Origin of the sequence: Dokdonia sp., assembly GCF_039945015.1 — a bacterium.
In the GTDB taxonomy this organism is placed as follows: Bacteria; Bacteroidota; Bacteroidia; order Flavobacteriales; family Flavobacteriaceae; genus Dokdonia.
The window spans coordinates 427,893-452,525 of sequence record NZ_JBDUXP010000021.1; the positions used below are offsets into that span (position 1 = coordinate 427,893).

General features: G+C 32.7%; 19 protein-coding genes. 13 read left to right on the forward strand and 6 right to left on the reverse strand.

Annotation, left to right across the window (positions count from 1 at the left end):
* Positions 1 to 53: 53 nt before the first annotated feature.
* The 4 genes from ABJD27_RS18080 to ABJD27_RS18095 all read left to right on the forward strand — a co-directional run bounded on the left by ABJD27_RS18080 (position 54) and on the right by ABJD27_RS18095 (position 4,199).
* Complete coding sequence (locus tag ABJD27_RS18080; protein ID WP_348164900.1) at positions 54 to 1,832, forward strand: ABC transporter ATP-binding protein; 1,779 nt, start codon at positions 54 to 56, stop codon at positions 1,830 to 1,832.
* An 11-nt stretch (positions 1,833 to 1,843) separates the two neighbouring features.
* Entirely contained in the window at positions 1,844 to 2,110 is a 267-nt protein-coding gene (locus ABJD27_RS18085) for a hypothetical protein (protein ID WP_348164903.1), read from the forward strand.
* A gap of 67 nt (positions 2,111 to 2,177) precedes the next feature.
* Positions 2,178 to 2,981 carry an AraC family transcriptional regulator gene (locus tag ABJD27_RS18090; RefSeq protein ID WP_348164906.1) on the forward strand — a complete coding sequence of 268 codons (804 nt, stop codon included), beginning with the start codon at positions 2,178 to 2,180 and terminating at the stop codon, positions 2,979 to 2,981.
* 57 nt (positions 2,982 to 3,038) lie between these two features.
* Positions 3,039 to 4,199 (forward strand): serine hydrolase domain-containing protein, encoded by a 1,161-nt coding sequence (locus ABJD27_RS18095; protein ID WP_348164909.1) that lies wholly within the window; start codon positions 3,039 to 3,041, stop codon positions 4,197 to 4,199.
* 7 nt (positions 4,200 to 4,206) lie between these two features.
* On the opposite strand, the gene ABJD27_RS18100 is transcribed toward ABJD27_RS18095, so the two are convergent.
* The gene (locus ABJD27_RS18100) at positions 4,207 to 5,211 is read right to left on the reverse strand and encodes a hypothetical protein (RefSeq protein WP_348164911.1); all 1,005 of its coding nucleotides are present in this window, start codon (positions 5,209 to 5,211) and stop codon (positions 4,207 to 4,209) included.
* A gap of 78 nt (positions 5,212 to 5,289) precedes the next feature.
* Positions 5,290 to 6,387 (reverse strand): hypothetical protein, encoded by a 1,098-nt coding sequence (locus ABJD27_RS18105; protein ID WP_348164914.1) that lies wholly within the window; start codon positions 6,385 to 6,387, stop codon positions 5,290 to 5,292.
* Between the two features lie 221 nt (positions 6,388 to 6,608).
* Here ABJD27_RS18105 and ABJD27_RS18110 point away from each other — a divergent pair, with 221 nt between their 5' ends.
* From ABJD27_RS18110 to ABJD27_RS18140, 7 genes are all read left to right on the forward strand, one after another.
* Entirely contained in the window at positions 6,609 to 7,172 is a 564-nt protein-coding gene (locus ABJD27_RS18110) for a hypothetical protein (RefSeq protein WP_348164917.1), read from the forward strand.
* Between the two features lie 6 nt (positions 7,173 to 7,178).
* The gene (locus ABJD27_RS18115) at positions 7,179 to 7,850 is read left to right on the forward strand and encodes a DUF6624 domain-containing protein (RefSeq protein ID WP_348164920.1); all 672 of its coding nucleotides are present in this window, start codon (positions 7,179 to 7,181) and stop codon (positions 7,848 to 7,850) included.
* A gap of 76 nt (positions 7,851 to 7,926) precedes the next feature.
* Positions 7,927 to 11,196 carry a VIT domain-containing protein gene (locus tag ABJD27_RS18120; protein WP_348164922.1) on the forward strand — a complete coding sequence of 1,090 codons (3,270 nt, stop codon included), beginning with the start codon at positions 7,927 to 7,929 and terminating at the stop codon, positions 11,194 to 11,196.
* A 123-nt stretch (positions 11,197 to 11,319) separates the two neighbouring features.
* Positions 11,320 to 11,814 carry a hypothetical protein gene (locus tag ABJD27_RS18125; protein WP_348164925.1) on the forward strand — a complete coding sequence of 165 codons (495 nt, stop codon included), beginning with the start codon at positions 11,320 to 11,322 and terminating at the stop codon, positions 11,812 to 11,814.
* A gap of 186 nt (positions 11,815 to 12,000) precedes the next feature.
* Positions 12,001 to 12,939 (forward strand): histidine kinase, encoded by a 939-nt coding sequence (locus tag ABJD27_RS18130; RefSeq protein ID WP_348164928.1) that lies wholly within the window; start codon positions 12,001 to 12,003, stop codon positions 12,937 to 12,939.
* Positions 12,939 to 13,703, forward strand: a complete 765-nt coding sequence (locus ABJD27_RS18135) for a LytTR family DNA-binding domain-containing protein (RefSeq protein ID WP_348164931.1) — start codon at positions 12,939 to 12,941, stop codon at positions 13,701 to 13,703. The genes ABJD27_RS18130 and ABJD27_RS18135 overlap by 1 nt, the downstream gene beginning before the upstream one ends.
* Positions 13,704 to 13,822: 119 nt before the next feature.
* Entirely contained in the window at positions 13,823 to 14,893 is a 1,071-nt protein-coding gene (locus ABJD27_RS18140; RefSeq protein WP_348164934.1) for a serine hydrolase domain-containing protein, read from the forward strand.
* A gap of 73 nt (positions 14,894 to 14,966) precedes the next feature.
* On the opposite strand, the gene ABJD27_RS18145 is transcribed toward ABJD27_RS18140, so the two are convergent.
* Positions 14,967 to 15,689: a head GIN domain-containing protein gene (locus ABJD27_RS18145; protein ID WP_348164937.1), complete on the reverse strand. Its 723-nt coding sequence runs from the start codon at positions 15,687 to 15,689 to the stop codon at positions 14,967 to 14,969.
* 504 nt (positions 15,690 to 16,193) lie between these two features.
* Here ABJD27_RS18145 and ABJD27_RS18150 point away from each other — a divergent pair.
* Positions 16,194 to 16,730, forward strand: a complete 537-nt coding sequence (locus tag ABJD27_RS18150) for a DUF4251 domain-containing protein (protein ID WP_348164939.1) — start codon at positions 16,194 to 16,196, stop codon at positions 16,728 to 16,730.
* Here the strand turns inward: ABJD27_RS18150 and ABJD27_RS18155 are convergent.
* On the reverse strand, positions 16,717 to 17,334 hold the full coding sequence (locus ABJD27_RS18155; protein ID WP_348164942.1) for a pseudouridine synthase: 618 nt from the start codon (positions 17,332 to 17,334) through the stop codon (positions 16,717 to 16,719). The genes ABJD27_RS18150 and ABJD27_RS18155 overlap by 14 nt on opposite strands.
* A gap of 205 nt (positions 17,335 to 17,539) precedes the next feature.
* On the opposite strand from ABJD27_RS18155, the gene ABJD27_RS18160 reads away from it, so the two are divergent.
* The gene (locus ABJD27_RS18160) at positions 17,540 to 22,519 is read left to right on the forward strand and encodes an ankyrin repeat domain-containing protein (RefSeq protein ID WP_348164945.1); all 4,980 of its coding nucleotides are present in this window, start codon (positions 17,540 to 17,542) and stop codon (positions 22,517 to 22,519) included.
* A gap of 21 nt (positions 22,520 to 22,540) precedes the next feature.
* On the opposite strand, the gene ABJD27_RS18165 is transcribed toward ABJD27_RS18160, so the two are convergent.
* Together ABJD27_RS18165 and rlmF are read right to left on the reverse strand one after the other, a co-directional pair.
* The gene (locus ABJD27_RS18165; RefSeq protein ID WP_348164948.1) at positions 22,541 to 23,629 is read right to left on the reverse strand and encodes a hypothetical protein; all 1,089 of its coding nucleotides are present in this window, start codon (positions 23,627 to 23,629) and stop codon (positions 22,541 to 22,543) included.
* 128 nt (positions 23,630 to 23,757) lie between these two features.
* Positions 23,758 to 24,600, reverse strand: coding sequence for a 23S rRNA (adenine(1618)-N(6))-methyltransferase RlmF (gene rlmF / locus ABJD27_RS18170; RefSeq protein ID WP_348164951.1), 843 nt, complete (start codon positions 24,598 to 24,600; stop codon positions 23,758 to 23,760).
* Positions 24,601 to 24,633: the final 33 nt, after the last annotated feature.

A 24,633-nucleotide genomic window follows, 5' to 3' on the forward strand; every position in this document is an offset into this window, starting at 1 on the left:
ATACACATCAATTTCAAGTATCTTTGAATAGTGTTTAATACGTAGCCACCCTCATGAGAGAATTCCAACATACCACACCAAAAGATACAGATACCAAAAAGAAACCTAAGGTTACAATGGGCAAAGCCTTTAAAACTATTATTTGGCCACGCCGTAAGTTGGTTTTTATTGGATTGATTCTAATTACAATAGGGAGATTAGCCGGATTTGTATTGCCACTAATGTCTAAAGAATTATTAGATGATGTCGTTCCCAATAAAGATATGGAAGGATTATATGGACTTTTATGGATTGTAGGTTTTGCATTATTAATACAAGCAATCACTTCCTTTTTACTTACACGTATTTTGAGCGTACAAGCACAATATGTGATATCAGAATTACGAGCGCAGGTGCAGAAAAAAGTATTGTCATTACCTATTAGTTTTTTTGATAATACAAAATCTGGAGCTTTGGTATCTCGTATTATGAGTGATGTAGAGGGTGTACGTAATCTTATAGGTACAGGATTGGTTCAATTGGTAGGTGGTACTATTACGGCTGTAATATCGTTGGTTTACCTTATTCAAATCAATGCTTGGATGACATTATTTGTATTTCTTCCTGTAGCTATATTTGGTTTTGTAGCATTGAAAGCATTTAAGTACATCCGTCCTATTTTTAGAAATAGAGGAAAAATTAATGCAGAGGTAAAGGGAAGACTAACAGAAACGCTTGCTGGTGTTCGAGTGATAAAAGGGTTTAATGCCGAAGATCAAGAAAATAAATCCTTTGAAAAGGGCGTTGATCTTTTGTTCCAAAATGTAAAAAAGAGTTTAACGGCTACTGCGCTTATGACAAGTTCTTCTACCTTTTTATTAGGGCTTGCTTCTGTAGGAATTATGGGAATAGGCGGATACTATATGATTCAAAGCGAAATGACAACAGGTGACTTTTTATTATTTACACTTCTGCTAGGTTTTATGATAGCACCTATTGTACAGATGAGTAATATAGGGAGTCAACTCACAGAGGCTCTGGCTGGATTAGATCGTACCGAGGAACTTATGAATATGACTCCGGAGGATGAACTAGGTGACCGTACTGTAGTACTAGATGATTTTAAAGGAAATCTAGTTTTTGACAATGTTTCTTTTGCTTATGAAGAAGGTAAAGAAGTGATTCACAATGTGAGTTTTGAAGCATCTGCAGGTTCTGTAATTGCACTTGTAGGAAGTTCAGGCTCTGGGAAGTCTACGATTGCGGGTCTTAGTGCTACATTTTTAAATTCAGATTCTGGAACCATTTCTATAGATGGTCAAGATATATCTAAAGTAAGGCTAAGTAGCTTTAGAAAGCATTTAGGTGTTGTTTTACAAGACGAGTTCTTATTTGAGGGAACCATACGAGAAAATATTTTATTTCCTAGACCTGATGCGAGTGAGGAGCAATTACAACGTGCTGTAAAAGCTGGGTATGTAGATGAGTTTACAGATCGTTTTGATGATGGTCTTGATACATTAATAGGGGAAAGAGGAGTTAAACTTTCTGGAGGACAACGACAACGTATAGCCATTGCTAGAGCTATTCTAGCTAATCCTAAGATTATTATTCTAGATGAGGCGACTTCAAATCTAGACACAGAAAGCGAAGCTTTGATCCAAAAATCACTTGCAGAGCTTGTAAAAGACCGAACCACCATTGTTATTGCACACCGTTTGAGTACGATTAAAAAAGCAGATCAAATTCTGGTGATAGAATCAGGACGTATCGCAGAGCAAGGAACTCACGAAGAACTCATTGCTTTAGAAGGGAGATATTTTGATTTATATACTTACCAAGCTAAAATATAACACCAGTCTAAATGAATTTCGAAAAACAAATTCATAGAATTAAGGATAAATTGTTTCAAGCAAGAAAGAAAGATTCAGATTATCTGATGTTTGAAGCAAAAGCGCATAATTACTTCTTATCTAAGCCAGCAACTGAAGTTGAAGTTACGATGATTGAAGAGAGGTATAATATTTTGCTTCCATCTTATTTTAGAGCTCATTATGCTGAAAATAAAAACTTTTTAGATTGGCATAAAAAATGGCTTGATAGAATAATTGTATGGGAAATTACTTTTTAATTATTACCTAATATGTTGTCACAAAATCGTGTAAACTGCGTCTATCATAGTATACTAAATCATCTTCATGCTTTTTGAACCTAAAATCCCAGAGTTACAACGTCATATCGATCACTATTGGATTGTACAGGATATAGCACAATTGTCATATGGTAACAGTCATATGTACGCATATCCAGGGATAACGCCCGATATGCTTATTGTTTTAGGAGGATACTATACCATAGATTATATGGGTAAACGCTATCGATCTGATAAGAGTCAGCTCTTTAGTTTTATACATAAAGAAGTAGTGATGGACTTAACACATCTTACTTCTTGCATTATTATAAAGTTTAAATCTAGAGGGCTTTCTTCGTTAAAACCATTCTTAGATGTTAGTTCTGATGATTTAATGAAAGATTCTATCGCTTTTACAGATGATATTTTTGGAACTAAGATGGAAAGCTTTAGAACATACCTAAAAACAATATCATCTACAGAAATAGCAGATCAATTAGATCAATGGTTTATCACACATTATAAAAAAGAGCGTGAAGGGTTTATGATAGAAATGGCACAAGAAATAAGCCCTACCTGTGATTTGAAAACAATTATGGATGTAACTAAGTATTCATATTCTACGTTAGAGCGACATTTTAAAAGAGATGCTGGTTTAACACCTAAGCGATATCAATCTTTACAACGGTATAAACAAGCAGTACGAGAGTTGTATATTACTCAAAATGCAGACTGGCAACATTATGTCCACACATATGGATACTATGATCAAAGTCATTTTATTAAAGAAATAAAGCGATACACTTCATTTACACCTGCGCAATTATTACAAACGCCAGCCTTTATTCAAGTGCGACCTCAATATTCTTGACGAATTTTTACAATGGTAGCTTTCGCGAAAGCGTAATCTTTGCAAAAAACAATTATAATGAGTATTAAATATACAATCATATGTTGCCTGTTTTTCTTTGTAAGCTGTGTCTCTACAAAGAAAACAGCTGTTAACTACCACAGTGATCCAGCTGTAAATTTTACAAGCATGTTGCAAAAAGAAGTGTCACGACCTGATGCGACTACAGTAGGGGTATCCTTAACAGTGCTTTCTCCAAAACTAGACTTTGATTTTTCGGGAGCTGCTGGATTTGATAGTGTAGAAAAAGATACTCCATTACAAGCTACACAACCTTTTCGTATTGCAAGTCTTACAAAGACGTTTGTTGCTGTTGCTGTATTACGCTTACGCGAAAAAGGACTCTTGTCTATAGATGATCCGATTACCAACTATATTTCAAAAGAGCATATCTCTATTTTAAAAAATGGTGGATATACCCCTGAAAAGATCACGTTACGACAGTGTATGATGCATACGAGTGGGCTTTTTGATTATGCCGAAGGTGGTCCAGACTATATAGCAGAGGCGAGTAAAGATCCCTCAAGGCGATGGACTCGCACCGAGCAATTGCAATTTGCAATGGATCATGGAAAGCCACAAGGTCTTCCTGGAACTACATATCATTATAGTGATACTGGGTATATTCTTTTAGGAGAAACTATAGAAAAACTAATGAATACAGGCCTCGCCGAAGGTCTTCGTATTCTTTTAAAATTTGAAGAACTCGGCATGTCATCTACTTGGTTAGAGAGTCTTGAAGAAGAGCCTGCAGGGTTATTGCCACACGTAAAACGATATATGGGAGATGTTGATGCATCTACTTGGGATAATTCTGTAGATTTATATGGCGGTGGCGGACTTGCTTCTACAACCAGAGATGTAGGCGTTTTTATACAGGCACTCTTTAATAATCAAGTATTTGAGAAAGAAGGGACACTAGAAGTAATGTTACTTACTAAAGAATTTACAAAACAAGGAAAATCACTACCAGAATACCGATTAGGTATAGATAGTATCATAGGAAGAAAATCAGGAATCGTAGGGTATCTTCATTCTGGCTTTTGGGGAACAGTTTATATACATTTTCCAGTATATAATTGCACCATCGTAGTTAATGATACCAATGGAGGTGATAATGATATACTTCAAGCTGCAATAGATTATGTACAATGGCTTGATAAAGAACTGCAAAAATAGAAGTACCTTATTTTATAATAAAAGAGTGTTTTAGTAATGGAGGAGTTGCTTTTATAGTAATATCTCTATCAAATAAACGTTCCAAATTATTACCAGAAATATCTTCAATAATTGGTTTATATAAAATAGTATAATTTCCTTTTTTCCAATTACTTAAAGGTTTGAAATATGCATTTTTTTGATTTGTTTTTATTGTGAATTCTCCGGCAATAATATTTCCAGATCCATCTATAATGCTTATGGTGTTTTGTAGACTACCAAAATCCAATAACTCTTGAAAATCTATGTGTAATTCTTCTTTTGTTTTTGATGAGGGAAGGTGTAGTTTCCAAGAAGTAATTGTTGGTTTTACTCTATCTGATGTACTCACAGTAAATGCATGTTTATACTCCATTTTCATAGGAATTCCTTGATGATCTTTTAGATCTTTATCAATGATCAAGGTATACGATGTTTCTGGTATAAGCACTTCACCTAGCCGTTTATTGGGACCGAGATCTCTTTTTTGTCGTCCAGGTTCGATCCATAAGGTAAGTAGTGTGCCGTCATTAGATAGTAATGGAGTTTCAAGAGGTAGTAAGGCTCTATTTACTTCTGTATTTGTATGATTATTTATAAGGTGAATATGTTCGTATATTTTTGAAGGGTTTACTGGTTTTGAGAATCGTATGTACCATTTTAAAAAGTTGGATGGTACTACCGTTGTATTGGGATACAAAGTTTCAACCTGTAAATGATTGTAAGAAGGGGCAAGCGGTATGATGAATGAATACAATTGGTTCTTGTAAACAATCGTATAATTGCTATTTTTTTGAAAAGGAAGTAACGGAATAAAATGAACGTTTGTTGTGTTTTGAGTAAAGCTTCCTAGTATTGCCTTCTTTCCATAAATTTGACCTTCAGAAGTGTATAACCCCTTATATACTTTAAAAATTGGCGCTTTTTTATTTTCAGATATTTCTAATATAATGGCATCACTTGTAAAAGAAAACCTTGGAGATTGAGCAGTCATCTCCAAGGTTTTTATTAAAAGTAGTATACTAAATGTGATTCTTTTTACAAAAGTGATGTACATCTATAAAAAGCCCTATTATAACCAGCGATTATTACTCGTTTTTAATGCTAACTTTCCTGATGCTTCTCGCTGAATAAATACAAATTCAGTATCATTAAGCTTATCTAATTGTTGCACATTTACAAATGGTAAATTAATAAAATCAACACCAGCTGTATCTGCACGTTCGCTTACAGGAGTTGTTAATGAATCTCCAAAAGACTCAATATCTGCTACTTTAATTTTCATTAAAGCTCTATTTGTATTTGCCATTAAGATATAACGAGCGCCTTCTTTTTCCATTTCTATAATATCTAGCGGTGTGTTCCAGTTTCCTAATTCGGCTACGGTGCGACCTTTAGTATGTGCTCCTGGTTTTAATTCACTTATTGGGAATATAACAAGCGGAGTACAGGTGTAACTCGCGATAAGGTGCGGCTTATTATTAATTTGAGTTGTTGTAAACGCTTTAATGGGCGAGGCAGTCTCATATTGACCATGTGCTGCGTGATAGATCTCTAGTGAGCTTTCATTTTGTTTTTGAGTAAAAGGAAACGGAATAGATCTAAAAGTAGATGCAAATTCGGCATTACTCAGGCCAGATAACATAACTTGTCCATTGTCATACTTTAGATCAGAGATTGTCCATTTACGTAAAGGTCTTCCGCGTCTGTCTTTTGCATCTGAAGCAACTACATTAGAAACAGCTGTCTTTGTATAAGAAACCGAATGTAACGGTACCATTTCTAATGAATTATTATTGACCAAAAAGAGTAGTGATTTTCCAGAACTATGTTGTGCGCCAATATATATGTTTTCATTGGCAGGATTTACAACCATATCTATAATTTGTATTTGATCGCTATCGGATCCTAGAAGTTCGCTTAGTAATAATTCTATATCAGGAATACGTAATTTTTCATTGTTAGCTTTTGAAGCAGTACTCATGTCTATAGCCACAATTTGTGCGCCATTACTATCTCCAATAAAGAGAATCCCTTCTGGGCCAAATGTCATAGCGTTTATAGAACTTATTTCAGGATTTCCTGTGATAAACCCATCTGTGTTCGAAGTGCTAGCAAATAGAGGTGTTAGCAACAGCCCTAATGCCATAGTTAATAGTGTCTTTCTCATGTTGTTGGTTTTAAGATAAAAGTAGTTAAAATGCACATACACTTGCGTGAAAGAAATGTTAAGTGTTTATCTATCTTTTAACTACATATGTGAATGACTAAAGGGGTATAGATTAAAAGTGGAAGAAATCCATTTAACAAATCCTTGAGACATATTTATCATAACATTGGCAAGACGCTCTGGGAGAGTTAGATATTTTCGTGATAACTAAACCACCAATCATGAGAAAAATTATCTATTTTATGCTAGCATTGTGCTTTAATAACATTGAAGCTCAAGAAACTAAAACATTAAAGAGTGACATTCAAAGTGCATATACCGTTATTTATGAAGCAGATAAAGATGGAAATCGTAGTTCAGGAGATCTAGAAACATTGATACAACTTGTACGAAACGGAAACCCAATACGTGTAGGCTGGGAAATGGAATTGCTCAATCCAACAGATGAAAGTACGTATGTATTAGAGCATTGGTCTGACGCTGGTTTTATTTCGATACATCAAGGTCATGTATTTGCACAAATCCCATCTATTTATGGACAAGGATCCTCTGCGGTTCAACCAGAGCTAAATCTAGATCCATCCATGTTTCTTGTAAATAATAAGCCTCATGGTTGGGTTGCCATTGTAGGCACTACAGGAGTTCTTAGACAAAAAATGTTACGAGATGAGAATACCATTTCGTTTATGAAAGATGCAGGTATGACTGATACACAAATAGAAGAACAGCTTGAAAAAATGGAAACTAGTAACTTTAAGACAAAATGGGCCGTAGCTACAAAATAAGAGTTTATGAGACCGTTATTACTACTTATTGGATTTATATGTCTAGCTGCTTGTAAAGAAGCTAAACATACACCAACACCTAAAGAAGTTGTCGCTTTTGATAAAGAATTAGCCACAAGGCTTAGTAAAATGACCGAAGTGGATCAATTGTATGCGGGAATTCCGCAAGGAAAACATGAAGGAGATTGGGATACCTGGATGATACTTCGTGATAGTGTGAATAGATCACATCAAAAATTTCTTAAAAAGATAGTTGACTCTATAGGATATCTAGGATATAATAGGGTGGGAGAAGAAGGTGAGTCTAACTTTTGGGTGATGGTACAACATTCAGATTTTGACCCTGTATGGCAGGAACACGTTTTAAAACTCTTGAAAAAACAAGTAGAAGTAACCAATGCAAATCCAGCTCATGTTGGATTACTTACGGATCGTGTGCGTGTAAATACAGGAAGACCTCAGTTATATGGGACACAGCGTGATTTTAATGAACTGGGACAAGCGTATATTAAAGATTTAGAAGACCGTGCGAATGTAAACGAACGCAGAGCATTATTGGGAATGGAAACCCTTGAAGAATACCTGAATGATGCTACATTATCTCACTTTGAAATGAATAAAGAACATTTTAAAGAAATAGGAATTACAAAACCTACGTTATATACCCTACCAGAATAGATCAAAAATGAATTGGCATAATACTTGATTTAATCGCAATCAACCTTCCAAGACTTCATTTTTAAAACCATCAATTATGAAAAACGCTGTTTTGTTATGGCTCATATGCCTTTGTACGATTTCGTATGCCCAAAAAATCCCTGTTGTCAAAGTCGATAATAAACCCTTAGGACTCTCTTCTTTAAAGGTTGATGTTGTTGTTACTGGAAATATTGCAACGACCACTTATGACATGTTGTTTTACAACCCAACTACTTCCATTCTAGAAGGAGAGCTTGATTTTCCATTAGGGGATGGGTTTTCTGTTTCTCGTTTTGCACTAGATATTAATGGGAAGTTAAGAGAAGCTGTCGTAGTAGATAAAGAATTAGGACGTATTGCTTTTGAAGCTGTAGTGCGAAGAAGAGTAGATCCTGCATTACTAGAAAAAGGAACGGGTAATAACTATAAAGCACGTATTTACCCTATCCCTGCAAAAGGCCATAAACGTATTGTACTTGCATATGAGCAAGAACTAAAACTTACAGAAGGAAAACATTATTACGATTTACCATTAGCTTTTCAAAACGAGTTAGAAAATTTTGACTTATCAATTACTGTATTAGATCAGGCGACAAAGCCTGTTATAGAAAAAGGTGCTATAAAAGGGCTTGGATTTACGCCTTGGCAACGTAATTATAAAAGCACATTACATAAAGAGCATTTTACGCCTAATACATCCATACGTATACAGATCCCAATAGAGACAAAGGCAAAACAGTTACGAGATCAAGAATATGTATATATGTATACCGCTATTGATATAGAAAAGAGACAACGTATACAGCCAGATGAAGTTACTTTATTTTGGGATACATCTCTTAGTATGAAAGAACGAGATCTTGATAAAGAAATAGCACTACTTAATACTTATTTTAAACAATTAGGTTCTGTAAAAGTTCATCTAGTTACCTATAGCAATACGATCCAGATAGAAAAGTCATTTGTGATTAAAAATGGGAATTGGGACACATTACAACATATCTTAGAAAATACGACTTATGACGGAGGAACCGATTATTCTATCCTATCATCAAGGTCTGTGCGTAGTGGAGTAACATTGTTGTCTACAGATGGGATGTATACGCTTAGCGAACTAGATATGTACAGTAGTGTACCTGCTTTTACAATCAATAGTGTTGTAAAATCAAATCACCCAGCGTTACGAAAACTTGCAAATGATACGCAAGGAGGATATATAGATCTCACAACGACAACAACAAATGAAGCGCTAAAAGTACTCTCAGAACAATCTTTTAAATTTTTAGGGTATACAACTTCAAATAAAACGGCAGAAATCTATCCTAAAACACCTCAAGTAGTTAGCAATGATTTTTCTATTGCGGCAAAAGGAGTGAACAGTGGTGATCGTATCACCTTGCAATTTGGGTATAATAATAAGGTTTCAAAAGAAATTTCTATTGAGGTTGATGACGCTTTCGCGAAAAGCGATATCATAAAACGACTATGGGCAAAAAAGAAGTTAGATGTACTTGCTGAAGATTCAAAGGATAATAAAGAGGCAATAACGACCTTAGGAACCTCATACCAACTAGTGACAGATTATACTTCTTTAATAGTACTAGATGATGTCATGGACTATGTGCGTTACAAAATTACACCTCCAGCAGAATTACTAGAAGCGTATAATCGTATTCTTGCACAAGTGGAAGCCTCTAAGGATAAAGAGTCAGAACGTAAAAAAATGCTAAGACGGGCTGTTGAGTCTGCAAGAGCAGAAAGATCATCTACATTTAGAAATAGCGAAATGAATAATTTAGCTCCACCGCCTATTCCAGAGACTATAGAAATAGTTGAGGTAGAGGAAATGGTTGAAGAAAGTATTTCATATCAATTTTCTGCTTCTCCTAATGCAGCTAGATATGATGGACTAGGTATAGATGATGAAGATGTTGATCATGGCTATAGAGAAGTAGAAAGTTCGGCGCTAGATTTGGCTTTGTCTAATGGAGCTGTTCCTTTTGCTACTATAGGAGAACCACCTATGTATCCTGGGTGTGAAGATGTTATTTCCAAGAAAGAATGTGTCAAAGAGAAGATTGGGAGTTTTGTACGAGAAAATTTTAGAGAGTCTGTGTATGCAAATGAACAAGAATTACTTCCAGGCATAGCACGTATTTATGTGCAATTTGAAATAAATAAAAAAGGAGCTGTAAAAAACATAAGAGTTAGAGCACCTAATCAAGCACTGGAAGATGAAGCAACACGTGTCATACAATTGCTTCCTAAAATGAAACCAGGAATGCAAGATGGAAAAAAAGTAAGTGTTATCTATAATTTACCTATAACAGTAACGATTCCAGATAATGGTCAAACTCCTACCACACCAGTAGATGTAACTCCAAGATATACAAAGTATAGCGGAAAACTAATTGTAAAAGATAGACGTATTACCACTCCATATCTCAAAGAATTAAGAGAGATTAAAAATGTAGAAAAGGCGTATGAATACTATTTGATCCAACGAATCTCTTATAAAGATGTCCCTGCTTATTTTATAGATGTAGCCAACTTCTTTAAAGATTCTTTTAATCATCAAGTATATGCAAGGCGTATTGTATCTAATATTCCAGAGATAGATGGAGATAATTACGAGCTTCTTAAAGTATTTGGATATCAAATGCAGTTAGAAGATGCTCATGAAATTGCTGCTTTTGTTTTTCAACGTATTTTAGAATTACGACCAGAAGATTCTCAATCCTATAGAGATCTTGCGCTTGCCTATGAAAACATAGGAAAATGTCAAGAAGCACTAGATTTATTAATGTCTATAGTAGACGGAAGTATTTATAAAAACAATCAGCGACGTATTTTTGAAGGCGTAAAAACTATTTCAGAAAATGAAATAAAGCATCTTATTGGAGAATATAAAAATGATTTAAAACTAGACAGTATTCCTACGCATTATAAAGATGCAAGTCCAATGGATATACGTGTTGTCGTAGATTGGAATCATAATGATACTGATATTGATTTGCATATAATCGATCCAAATCTAGAAGAATGTTATTACAGTCATAATAGAACAGCAATAGGAGGGAAGATGTCTCAAGATATGACACAAGGTTTTGGACCAGAGGAATATACTGTGCAAAATGCTGTCAAAGGGGATTATTATATAAAAGTAAAGTACTATGGATCTCGTTATCAAAAAGTAGAGACACCAACTTTTATGAAAGTAACGGTATTTAAATATTTTGGAACCAATAAGGAAACAAAAGAAACGCAAATTATTAGACTTGTTAAGGCAGACAATGAAGAGATTGTGGCTAAGCTTTCGTTTTAGTGTTTTCTGTATACTTATTACTTATAAGACAATAACGATTAGTGTAAATTTATCGGTAATTACTTTTTTCATCTATAAATCATCTATTTTTAATTGCTTATCATAGGTAACTTATCTTCTATTATGAAAAAATATATACTCTTATTATGTGTAGCAATTTTTCTTGTAAACTCAAGTATAGCTCAAGAAAAAAAGAAATCCAAAAAAGAAATAAAACTCGAAAAAAAGAAATCCAAATTTGAAGCTTCTAAAAAAGCGATGGAGATTGGGCAATTTGGCTTTGCAATTCGCAAGATAGTATCTTCAAATATAAAAGTGAGTGATTTTGCTGCTGGAATTTTATATGTTAGAGGCAATGAAGGCGAACTTGATGAAATCGTTTGGTATAAAGCTATAGGAGAAAGAATACGATTATTTAAAGATTTTGATATAAAAAACTATAATGTTATAGCATCTGATAAAGAACAAACAATGACAGCTACCTATCAAGGTTTAGTAAATAATGTTCGTTATTCCTTTACAACAGTGATCAGCTATGATAAAAAACCTAAATTAAAAATTAAAAGCGAAGACGGTATTGAAATATGGTATACGGGTGTTTTTGATACTAGAAATTAATATCGGAATTACCATACGTAAGATCTTTAAACGTTTTTTTAACCCGATTCATCGTTTTACACATATTGATATGCATAAAAGTGAAAAACATTACTTTACTTTTATAGTATGATTTCACTCAAGTTTAATAAATCTGACTACAAACTTATTGTCATTTTCTCTGTGTTAATGTTGATATGGTTGGTTTTGAAATTTTACACAGAAAACTATTCATTAGGTCAAATTGTATTTGATGTCCCTATTATCATACTTAAAACGCTTGCAGCTTTATTTATGATACGTTGGATCGCACAAAAGTTTTTTGTAGAAAGACAACAGTATGCATTATTTATACTCCTAAGCATTGGAGCGCTTATCCTTACAGGGTTTATTGATTTGCTACGTGATTACCTAGGTTCTGGCCGTACTTGGAGTGATTTGCCATCGGTTGGTTATATAATCATACACAGTTTTTATTATTCTTCTTCAGATCTTGCTATGCCTTTTCTAGTAATTATGATTAAGAAGTATTTTGAGAATCAAGCATCATTAGCTACAGTAACTGCACAACAAAAAGATAATGAACTCAAGCTATTACGATCGCAGTTAAGTCCGCATTTTTTATTTAATAACCTAAATACGGTCGATGCTCTTATAGATTCAGACCCAAAAATGGCAAAAGAGTATATCGCTCGTTTATCATCATTATATCGATACCTTATAACAACTAGAGAGGATGATATTGTTACACTCACAGAAGAACTTGCTATGGCAAACGATTATTTCTATTTAATTAAGACTCGATTTGGAAATGCGTATACCTTTGAGGTGGAGGAGGAGTACGCTTTCGCGAAAGCGTATATCCCATCAGGAGCACTTCAAACCATTATAGAAAATGTAGTAAAGCATAATAAAATTATAGACGGATCTCCTGTGAATACAGTCCTTAAAATCACTGAAACAGCTGTAGTGCTTACCAATTCTAAAAGTGCTACCACCAAGAACACTGTCGAATCCCTAGGCACAGGACTTAAAAACTTAAAAGAGCGTTACGAGTTATTACTAGATAAGACAATTTCTATTGTTGAAACTGCTACTCACTTTGAAGTACGCTTACCGCTTGTAAACTTAACAAACACCTTATAATGTACCTCCTTATCATAGAAGACGAAATCCCTGCCTTTGAGAAATTAAGGGCACATATGAATCATCATTTTAATGATGACTTCACCTATGACTGGGCAAGGTCAATTACAGAAGCTACTCATTTTTTAGAAACTCATACGTATGATCTCATCATTTCTGATATTCAATTATTAGATGGTGTCTCGTTTGAAATTTTTGAAAATGTGACCATAAAGACTCCTATTATTTTCTGTTCGGCATATGATGAATATCTTTTTAAAGCGTTTAAAAGTAACGGTATTGCATATATTTTAAAACCTTATAATCAAGAAGATATTACACAAGCATTTCTGAAATATAAAACACTGTTTAATACTGAAAAGAATAACGTTCCTGATGTTAAAGTTTTTAGTGAGATAAAAGACGAAATAAAAAGTATATCAAGTGTTTATAAAAAAAGATTTGTGATTAAAAGTAAAAAAGGAATTCACTTATTAGAAACTGAAAAAATTGCAGTAGTAGTAGCCGAAGGTGATTTTTGTAAACTCATAGATTGTGAAGGAAAAACGCACTTATACTCACAAAATATAGGAAGTATATATGCAACACTAGATCCTTCAAAATTCTTCCGAATTAATAGAAGTCAGTTGGTACAACTCAATTACATTCTTGAGATGGAGAATCATTTTAAGAATAGATTATTACTTAATGTACAGGGAGTCAAAGAAAAAGTAATGACTAGCTCTGGTACGACTGCAAACTTTAGAATCTGGTTAGATCGATAGCGTGTTTGTATATGTACAAAACTCCTTCGTCTTAATTTAAACCCAGTTCATCTTTTTCTACTTTTATATATGTGCCTACTTATTGATTTTTACAGCGTATTAATCAAAAAACAACAGACATGCACATCCTTATTAAATGTACCATCCTATTGCTTGTAAGCTTTTCTACACAAGCACAGGTTGTTAAAACGCCCGTTGGTACAACAATTTCTACCGCTTCCATCAATGCCTTTTTTGATACGCAAATGGAAACTACAAATACACCTGGAATCTCCCTAGCAATCATCAATGATGGGAAGGTCGTATATCATACAGTAAAAGGTTATAGCGCTCCAGATACGCCTATGACCACAAAAACTATTTTTGAAGGTGCCTCATTATCAAAACCTCTTTTCTCATTTTTTGTGATGCAACTTGTAGAGAAAGGGGTTCTAGACTTAGATACGCCTTTATATACATATTTACCATATGAAGACATTGCCCATGATGAACGTTATAAGATGATCACCGCACGTATGGTTTTGTCGCATAAAACTGGATTTCCAAATTGGCGTGATCAAGACGGAAGGACAGGTCTTACCATTGATTTTGATCCAGGAACTCAGTTCCAATATTCTGGAGAAGGCTATCAATACTTAGCTTTAGTACTTCAAAAACTATTAAAAACCGATGCTGTAGGATTACAAAAGAGATTTCATAAACAAGTTGCAAAACCACTTGGTCTTGAAGTAACTCGTTATATTCCTAATCGCAAGAATCAAAAGAATAAGGCACAGGCATTTAAAAATGGTGCTTGGCTTCCGGTAAGTAATCAAGGAGATAATGAATTTGGAGCAGCTTATGGTGTTAATTCTGAAGCAAAAGATTGGGCAAAACTTATGATTGCTTGGATGAATAAAGAAGGATTATCTAGTAAAGGCTATGAAGAGTTATTTAAGAAACAAACCGAATTACCCGATGATAATCCCAATAAAGCGATGGGAATTTCTCATGTAACTCTAGGGTTCTATATAGGGGCTTTTCCTTTTGGAAATGTATACGGACACGGAGGGAATAATGATCAAGAATTTACCTCTTTATTCTTCTTTACTCCAGATAGTAAATGGGGCGCTGTGTTATTTACAAACTCTAGCTTTGGAGAACAAATGGGCATTGAGTTTCTTCAGTATGTGCTTACAGCTGGTGAGTAATGATATATTGTTATATAAAAAAAAGCCTTGTAATTGTTTGATTACAAGGCTTTCTCTATGATTTTGAAATGTTTTACTTTATCGCTGTGATATCAGAATCCCCTCTAGATCTCTGTTGTACTTTTGAAGGATTACCAGCATAGCGTAACTCACTATCTCCATTTGCTGTAGCATTCAGCGTATTAGTTACTGTAACAATAGCTTGACTATCTCCATTTAAAGAAATTGTTAGGTCGTTTACTGTAAAGTCTTTGTTTTTAAACTCACTATCTGATTTTAAATCTGCTTTCATTGTTTTTGCAGAACCTGATACTTTAACTTGTGCATCAGATTTTGCACGAACGATTAAAGTATCTACATTGAGTACACCTTCAAAAATAGCATCTCCTTTACAGTCTATACGTGCCGTATCTGTGGTAAGTGGTGTTTGGAGCATTACAACAGCATCAGATGAGGCAGTATAATCTGTAATCATGGCTGTAGATATAGCTACATCGAGAACCATTTTTCCTTTAAACCACGTATTTTTATTAAGTCTTAAAAATAATGTATTTCCCTCTTTATACACAGTTACGTACTGCATTAAATTACTATTTGCTTTTACTGTAATGTCTTCATTTCCTTGTGATAAGTTAACATTCACTTTAAAGTCACTAGCTACGTCAAGTTTAGTGTAGTTTGAAAAATCAAATGACTTTGTTATTATATCGCTGGATAGCTTTACTCGCAGTTGAGCGATTGCATTTGTTCCAATAAAGATAGCTAGGATAAAAACGATGATTGACTTAGATCTCATGACTGTTAATTTTATGATTGATGTTTGTTGTTGATTTATTATAGAGACTGTGTTTAAACTAAAGTGTTACAGTTTTATTTTAAAAGTGTGTATATATGCTTTCGCGAAAGCGTATAAATCAAGATCACAACTCCTGTCCATACTGTTACTAGTATAGGAGATCCTAGAATCCAATAAGTGGCAAGGATGCCATTGTTAAGTCATGTATTCATCCCTCCAAGGACTTCCTATTCGTATAAACGGATGGGAAGAATAATTAAAAAAGGTATAGTATTATGAGATTTGTTATATCGAAGGATTAAAAACTATGTTGCAGTCCATCTTATAGTAATATGATTATTGCATATAATACATTAAAACATATAAAAGAGTCATTAGGGAGTACACAACTTGTGAAAATTCACAAATCGTATATTGTAGCTATAAATTATAAGTAGTATGTGATTCTTAAGACTAAGGAATGGTTTTTGATTATATACAAAAGAACTATTAATTGTTATTATTATGAGAACTGGTATCCTAGTATTCTTATTTCTTTTTTCTTTTACTCAAGTATCTTGGTCGCAGACACGGTCAGAACGTAAAGCACTCAAACTCGAAAAAGCTATTAAAGCATATGAAGAGACAAAACTATTGCTAGATGGCGGAGCCTATTTTTTTGATGCAGTATGGATGTATCCTCGCAGTGGAACACAGGTAAACTTAGTAAACAATCCTGGGTATATTACTTTTAAGACTACAAATGAGATAGATATGCATTTACCTTATTTTGGAGTAGTTAGAATCTCTGGAGGTTTTAATCAACCAGCAGGAATAAAACATAAAGGAAAAATCTCATCGTATAAAATAGTTCATAATGATGATAAACGTTCTTCTGTAATTACGTTTAAGGCAAATAGTTCTTCAGAACAATATGATATTAGCTTGACAGTCTATAGCTCTGGTAGCGCATCTATTTTTGTAAGTAGTACTAAAAGAGATGCAATTCGATATAGAGGTCAGATCTCAGTAATAGATAATGAGACCATTACAAAGAATTAGTTGTGAGAACTTGTGAATGAATGATAGACTCAGATACCACTTCTACCTCAGCGGGTTGCAATGTTTCTAATTTTAAATTTCCTATGCGTACCCTTACAAGCCTAAGTGTAGGAAAACCTACAGCAGATGTCATTTTACGGACTTGTCTAAATTTGCCTTCTTTAAGAATAACCCGTATCCACGTAGTAGGACCGTGACGATCATCTCTAAGTTTTTTTGAACGATCTGGTAGATTAGGTGATGTAGTTAACTGTGAGACTATACATGGCTTTGTGGTATATTTTTTTCCATTAAAACCAATTTCTACACCTTTGCATAAAATATCTATGGCTTCTGTCGTTATTGCCCCATCAACTTGTGCATAGTATTCTTTCTCTATTCCTGATCTATTAATCGTATCACTTAATTTACCATCGGTCGTGACTAAAAGCAATCCTTCAGATTTTTCATCAAGTCTGCCTATGGCCATGATCCCTTTCGGGAAATTGTATAATGAACTCAAAAACTTTTTTTTACGAGCTTGCCGTTCATCATTACTAAGCATCTGGCTTATATAACCGTAAGGTTTATAAAGTTTGTAATGATGATGAGTAGCGTTTATCATAAATAATTAAAATACGTCCAAGTCGAAGTATACATCTTTTAATTTAAAAAACAATGTGAAATGAAACCTATGATAGTATGATTTTTAAAAATTATAATATTATGGTTATATATAATATAGAACTATACTTATTCTACCTAATATCCAGTTGTTTATAATATTTTTCATTTAAATTAATTATATTTAATCAAAATAAAAATAGTAATTGGAACCATTCTTTGCTACCATAATTTTGAATTTAGCATCCAGTATTATATATGGTGCTATTAAGCCAAAAGCTAATATTAAAAAGCAAATAGAAGATGCCTTTGAAATAACATTAATTGAGTGGTCTCCAAATAAGAATACTCGGGAATCTATAAGAAGACAACTCAAAAATCATTTTAATAATCCTCAATTAGTTGCCCAAAATTTTAGTGACTCTGAGTTAATTAAGTATGAGGAATTAGAAATATTTGCAGAAAGATTTAAATTTCATCTAGCCAGTCACACTAACGCTTTTATTTATATTAAGGAGTTAATTGATCAAAAACGACATGTAGAAAGGAAATCTCATGACAGTAATGTTAATGAAAAATTAATTGACATAACTAAAGATTTAAAATTTATAGTTGATGGATTTAAAAATTCTCAAACAATTAATTTACCAAGTGATGAGCAAGATCAAAAACTTCTTGGTGAATCTACAAACCAAACATCCAAAAATGACCAAGATGAGCATTTTCTAGATGAAACAGTTGGTGTTATATCAAATAAACCACAACTATTTAGTTCATATAAAAATCCATTTAAGCATTTAGAATATTATGATGTTGAAGATCATAATATATTTTTCGGAAGAGATGAAACTATTAATACTTTCATTAAGAATATAGAAAAAAGGCTAATCAACAAAGATGGCCCAGCACTTTTACAAATATCTGGTGTTAGTGGTTCTGGTAAATCTTCTTTGATGCGTGCAGGAATTATTGGTGGAATCTTAAAATCTGATAAAAATTGGATTCATTATGTGATTAGACCATTAGAACTAGTAACTGATGAAAAGTTGACTGAATCTAAAAATCCATTGATTGAATTTTTTAACTTATTACATCTACGATTAGAGCTCATAACTAAAACAAAACTTAAGAAACATCTTTTAGAAAAACTTGACCAATCACTAGTAGCACAAAATGCGATTGATACTCTAAAGCATTGGTTACTAACTTTAAATAAAAATCTAAAGGGACATAATAAATTTAAGATTGTTTTTGGGCTTGACCAATTTGAAGAGTTATTAGAAATTTTAGAAACAGATGAAGGGCGTTTATTATGGAAATCATTTCTTGATTTTATCTTAACAGCTTGTAAAACAGGATTTGTTGCTACAATTTATACCATACCATCCACTCGTGTAAATCAATTAGAAAATTCTTCTGATGAGTTAAAAAGATGGGATACCGAAGTAAGGTATGACATGAAGAAAGAAATCTTTTTTCCAAGTGCAAGAGCTATTACAATTTTCAAAAAGTCATTTGAAAATGTCAATTTAAAAGTTCATGTGAGTTTAGAAAATAAATTAGACAACTCTATTGAAGAATTAATAGCTTCTGGAGGTCATGATTTCCATACTGAAATACTGCCGCATTTGTCACTGTCGATTACAAAGATATATGAACGATGGACTCAAAATGATGGTAAGAAAATTAAGCGGAATAAAATATTAACAGATGGGCTTTATAAGTCTAAAGACCAAAAACTTACAGAGACTTACCAAAATGAATCAGAAGGACTACGTTATCTCACTGATGAAAAATATGGAGATCTTGTTAATCTTTCAAATATTATTAATGAGCAAGGAGAAAAAGCCATTACTAGAACCAAAAGGAATGCTGGTCCAGCATTTGTTGAAGGGGAGACACTTACTAATCTTTTAAGAAGATTAGTAAAGTATGTATCTAGTAAAAAAAATCAATTAGACCTAGCAACGATTACAATACCAGAAGATCTAGGTACCCAAATTTTAGTCAAAAACTTAATTAAAAATCGATTAATATCTATTAATAAGGGCAAGAATACTATTAGACTTGTTCACGAATCTGTATTAGAATATTGGAAAGAAGCCAAAGAATGGAAATTAAAAGAGGTTAATAGACTAAAGTATGTTGAATGTTTAACAGAAGAAATACATGGTATAAGTATTTTAAAGGAATGGGAACTTAATAAGAACACAAATAATGAGCATGAAGTTATAAATAAGTATAAAGAAAAGATCATAATAAAAGCTCCTGAAGTTTTATATGCTTGGTCTAGTCTTTTAGCACCTACAACACACCATCAAAAAGCTGAACCTTTAAATATTCAACTAAGAGAATTTCTTATTGAGGTTTTAAATTTCCTTAATTCTCCTAGAGAAAAAATTAATGGTTTAGAGAAATCAGAACCATTTCATTTTCAGGCAGCCGTATCTAGTAATGCTATTGACCTTGTTAAAAAGTGGATACAATCTGATGATACATTAATTGAGCTTATTGAACCTCTTAAAAAAAGGTCGTCACTATTTGTTGCTGCGTTTTTAAACAGATATGCCATGACTAAGATTCTATTAGAAAATGGTGTAGATGCTAATACCAAAGATGTTGATGGATGGTATCCTGTACAAGCAGCAGCCACTCGTGGACATACAGAACTTGTGAAGTTATATAGTAATTTCATGGATACTGTAAATGTTGTAGGTGCAGGTGATATCTCAACATTAATGCTAGCTGCTAGAATAGGGCATATTGATATCGTAAAATATATTCTCGACAATTGTGATCTTATTGAAAGAAAAAATCAAACCAGCTATACTCCACTAATAGAAGCCTCCAGCCATGGACATGTAGAAATTGTTAAGTTACTTCTTAAAAAAAATAGTGACTACATTAATCAGTATACAAATATTATTTATCGCTCACTTTTCTTAGCCATAAGAGGTAAATACAGTCACGTTGTAGAGATATTATTAAAGTATGGAGCAAAGACTGATTTTAGTATTGACAATGGTTTATACCCTTTTCAGTACGCGACTTATAAAGGGCATACTAGTATATTAAAATTGTTAATCGCTCATGGAGTCAACATTAATGTACCAATTGCAAATACTAACAATGAGGTAGAGGTTGAAAATGAAGAGGAAAAAGAAAAGTTACGTTTAAATCCTTGGGAAAAAGATTTTAATGAGCATGATGAACATTGGATTAATAAAGGGTGGACAGCACTACATTTATCGATTTTCTATAGATATAAAGATATAACTGAGTTACTATTAAATTCAGGAGCAGCAATAGATGCTTTAACTTCTGATGGCGAAACCTGCCTTCATCTTGCTGTAGTAAATGACGATGTGCTAATGACAAAGTTATTACTAGAGAATATTAAGGATGGGGATGCAATTATGTTGAAAGAAAATCATAATGGAAATTCTGCATTCTTTTTAGCAATAGAACTTGAACAATTTGAGATTGCCAACTTATTTATAAATAAAAAAATTAATATCAATAGTTGTAAAACTAATAAACAATCACTTATTGGTTATATAGCAAAAAATGGTAGTTATGATCAGTTTGTCTATTTACTTAATAATAATATCAATATCAATCGTAAGGATTTAAAAGGAGAGTCGGTAGCTTTTTCTATTATAAATAAAAAAGCTCATAAGAAATTAAATCTCTTACTTGAAAAAGATAATAGTATCATACTACAGGTAAATAAAAATGAAGTGTCTTTGTTGCAAAAAACAATAGAGAATGATGATCTTGTATCATTTGAAATTCTAATGAATTCAAAAGAGAATGATCTTACGTATAAGGATATAAATGGACTTACACCTTTGCATTACGTCAGTTTTTCTGGAAATTTAGAAATAGCAACATCATTATTAGAAAATATTGAAAATGATTTACTTAATGAAAAGGATAAATCAGGTTGGACACCAATTCATTATGCAGCATATCACGGCCACTTAGATATAATAACACTATTGATTAATAAAGGCGCTTTTGTTGAGCCATCTAAACTAAAATCCAACGATTTTACCCCGCTTCAAGCAGCTGTCCAAACAGGACAATTAGATATAATCAAAGTATTAATTGATTCTGGGGCAGATATAGATCGTGATACTCTTTTTGAAAATAATTTATTGTATTTAGCAGTTAAAAATAGACAGTTTCATATTGCTAATTATTTATTTGATTCTACCTCCTGTTTCGATAGATTAAATGAGTCAGAGAGAAAAAAATTGATCGATATTTATCAGGGGAAAATAAAAATCATGAATAATGCCGAAAGAATATTTAGAGAAAAATTAATAGCAGAAGGGGAGCATCTCCCAGAGATTAAAGAGAAACAAGTACTGACTACGTCAAATACTATAGAAGTATCAAATACAAGTTCATTCATTAAAAATATAAATTCACAAAAAGCGACTAATGGTATAAATCTCACTGATCAAATTGATGACTCCAAATACGATAAACATTTAGATGAATCAATTAGTTCAACGTATTTGCCCGAAAAGCATAAAATTGCATTGATGATTTCCAGAGGAAACATATCAAATTATACTTGGTTTAAAGGAAATACAAACTTAATTGAATTTTTAGATGCAAAATTAAACATAGATAATCTCGATTATACCTTTGATATTTTAGATACGACTAGTGTACATTTCACCTGCTTATCATGGTACAAAAATGCCTTATTAATAAAATTGTCAGATAACCATTGGAAAACTAAAAATCTAAATATGTATTTTATTTTACAAGATGGGAAGATGCTACATCGTCTGGATGGGACATCACCAGCAATACATGCTTTGAATTCAGAAATTCCTATTCAGTTGGATTCGTCAAATGCAATGGACTATTTAAAATTCTTTTGTTTTTTCGTTAGAGGTGACGAAGGACCTTTTTATGTTTTAGATGACTTAAATGATCCGTTTTTACCTGAAAATGAGAATGTAAATAAAATTATTAGTAATCTAATCTATGAAAAGGTAATCTCTGAAAAAGATGTAAATAATGAATATGCTACCAAAGTGTTGATTTATTATTCAAGTGCATTGTTTGAGGCTCAATTTAAAATACACGAGTCTGGAGTTGTAAGTATGGTAGATGATGAACCAGTTGCAGCTGATCTTCCTGTAAAGATTGAACAACCTATTTAATAAATAAGTATACCCCTTAATTTATGCTAATATACTATTAGGATCAAGTAATACTAATTTGGCAATTTGTTTAAAAACACTAGCATTTTCTAGCATTTGATCTCTAATGGGCTTATTTTCTTTAGCCAAAGTTTCAAAGAAAGTTGCTGCATCTTCTAGTAATTTTGACGCTAACTCAGCATGGGATTTACCATTAATGATACCATTAGGTTGATTCACTATTAGAGCTGCCATGTGTTTAAAAACACTAGAATTTTCAATCATTTCTGTTTTAATTTCTTCATTTTCTTTTCCTAAAGTCATAAAAAAACTAGCAGCATCAACAAGTAGTTTCCCAGCTAAATTAGCGTGAGTTGATGATTCAGAATTATTAGTTTCATTTTTGTCTAGACCCTCTTCATTTTTTATTGTCTTGTTATCAAGATAATTAGCAAAGCCGTCTTCTGTAAAAAATAGACTTTCGACTCTTAATAATAACTCGTTGTGAATTGTAGTATCATCGACATCGAGAAATATTTTTTTCCAGTATGATACTATTTTTGGAAATACATTATATTCTATAGGACCTTCTTTTTTTATTCTTCTATTTAACGGAAAAATTCTAACATTTTCAAGCTGTTTTTGAAAATTAGTATCGTCACTTTTTTCAGATATTAATTTAACCAAATCGTCAATATTATTAGTACCAATAACAGACTTACATTCTTGACTTCGTTCATGAAATTGATTAATAATATATGTTGCTTTTTCTCCTATATCATTAGAGTAATCACTATTTACATATAAAATTCGTGCTAATTGATTAAGTTCTATTTGGTCAAATTCTGGAAGCCAAATTAAAATGCCAGATCCCATGTCTTTAATACTATTTAAAGAAAAGCATTGCTGACAAAAAATACATGTAGTAATTAAACTATCAAAATCTGTAACCGCTCCATTGATAGCTACTATTTTTTGAAATTTAGATGCCTTGAACTTACAATAATGACACGTATGTTGATCTCTATTAAATACAGCAAAACGTACATTGTCATAATAGTTTGCATCTAGTGCATCGAGTACATAGTTATTTGTTTTAAAAAGAGCGCTATTTAATGTTTTTGGAATCAAATATTATCTTATAATATAGTTTGTAAATGCTTGATATAAATATATTTAATTAATGTTGGTTCACAAAATTAGTATATTAAATTATTCATATATAGCTATCAAATTACATTGCTATTTGTATATCAATTCTAGGAATTAAATTTCCAAGTTAGAATTCGACTTTTCTTATTTCCTAGCTGCATCTCTATAATAGCATGTGAAGCTTTAAGTTTAGTAAGTAGTTTAATTAGTTTTGGGAGGTGTTCATTTCTAGATACTAATGTTGTAAAAACACCTACTTGCTTCTTAAAAGGGACACTTTGTTTAATCATTCTCTTTATAAACAATGCCTCTCCGCCATTACACCATAATTCATTTGCTAGTCCACCAAAATTACGAGTTGCAGTTGTTTTGAGCTGTAAGTTTTTGTTCTTATTCATATTAGCTTTTAGAGCCTCTTTCTCCGAACTATAGAATGGTGGGTTACACATCGTAAAATCAAAGTATTCTCCTTCTTGTATTATATTTTTAAATAGATATGCAGGATCCGTTTGATGTCTTATATCAATATCGGTTACCGTTCCTGTTGCATTTTGTCTAGCCATGATAACAGAATCTTCACTAATATCTGCCCCAACCATATTCCATTTATAAATTTGAGACCCAAGGATAGGATAAATACAATTTGCTCCAACACCTATGTCAAGCCCATGAACCACTTTCTTGTTTAATATAAGATCTGCTAAGTGATGTATATAATCTACACGACCAGGAATAGGAGGGCAGAGAGCATCTTCAGGTAGATTCCATCTTTTGATGTTATAATGATGACAAAGTAATGCTTTGTTTAATGCGATTACTGCTGCTGCATCAGAAAAATCAATTGTTTTTACTTGATGTTTATTTACAAAAACGTATTCACTTAATTCTGGAGTACATTCCTGTAATGCTGTAAAGTCGTATAATGCGCTATGGAGATTGTTTGGGTGCAAGAGGTACTATGTTTAGATATCCTGCAATATACC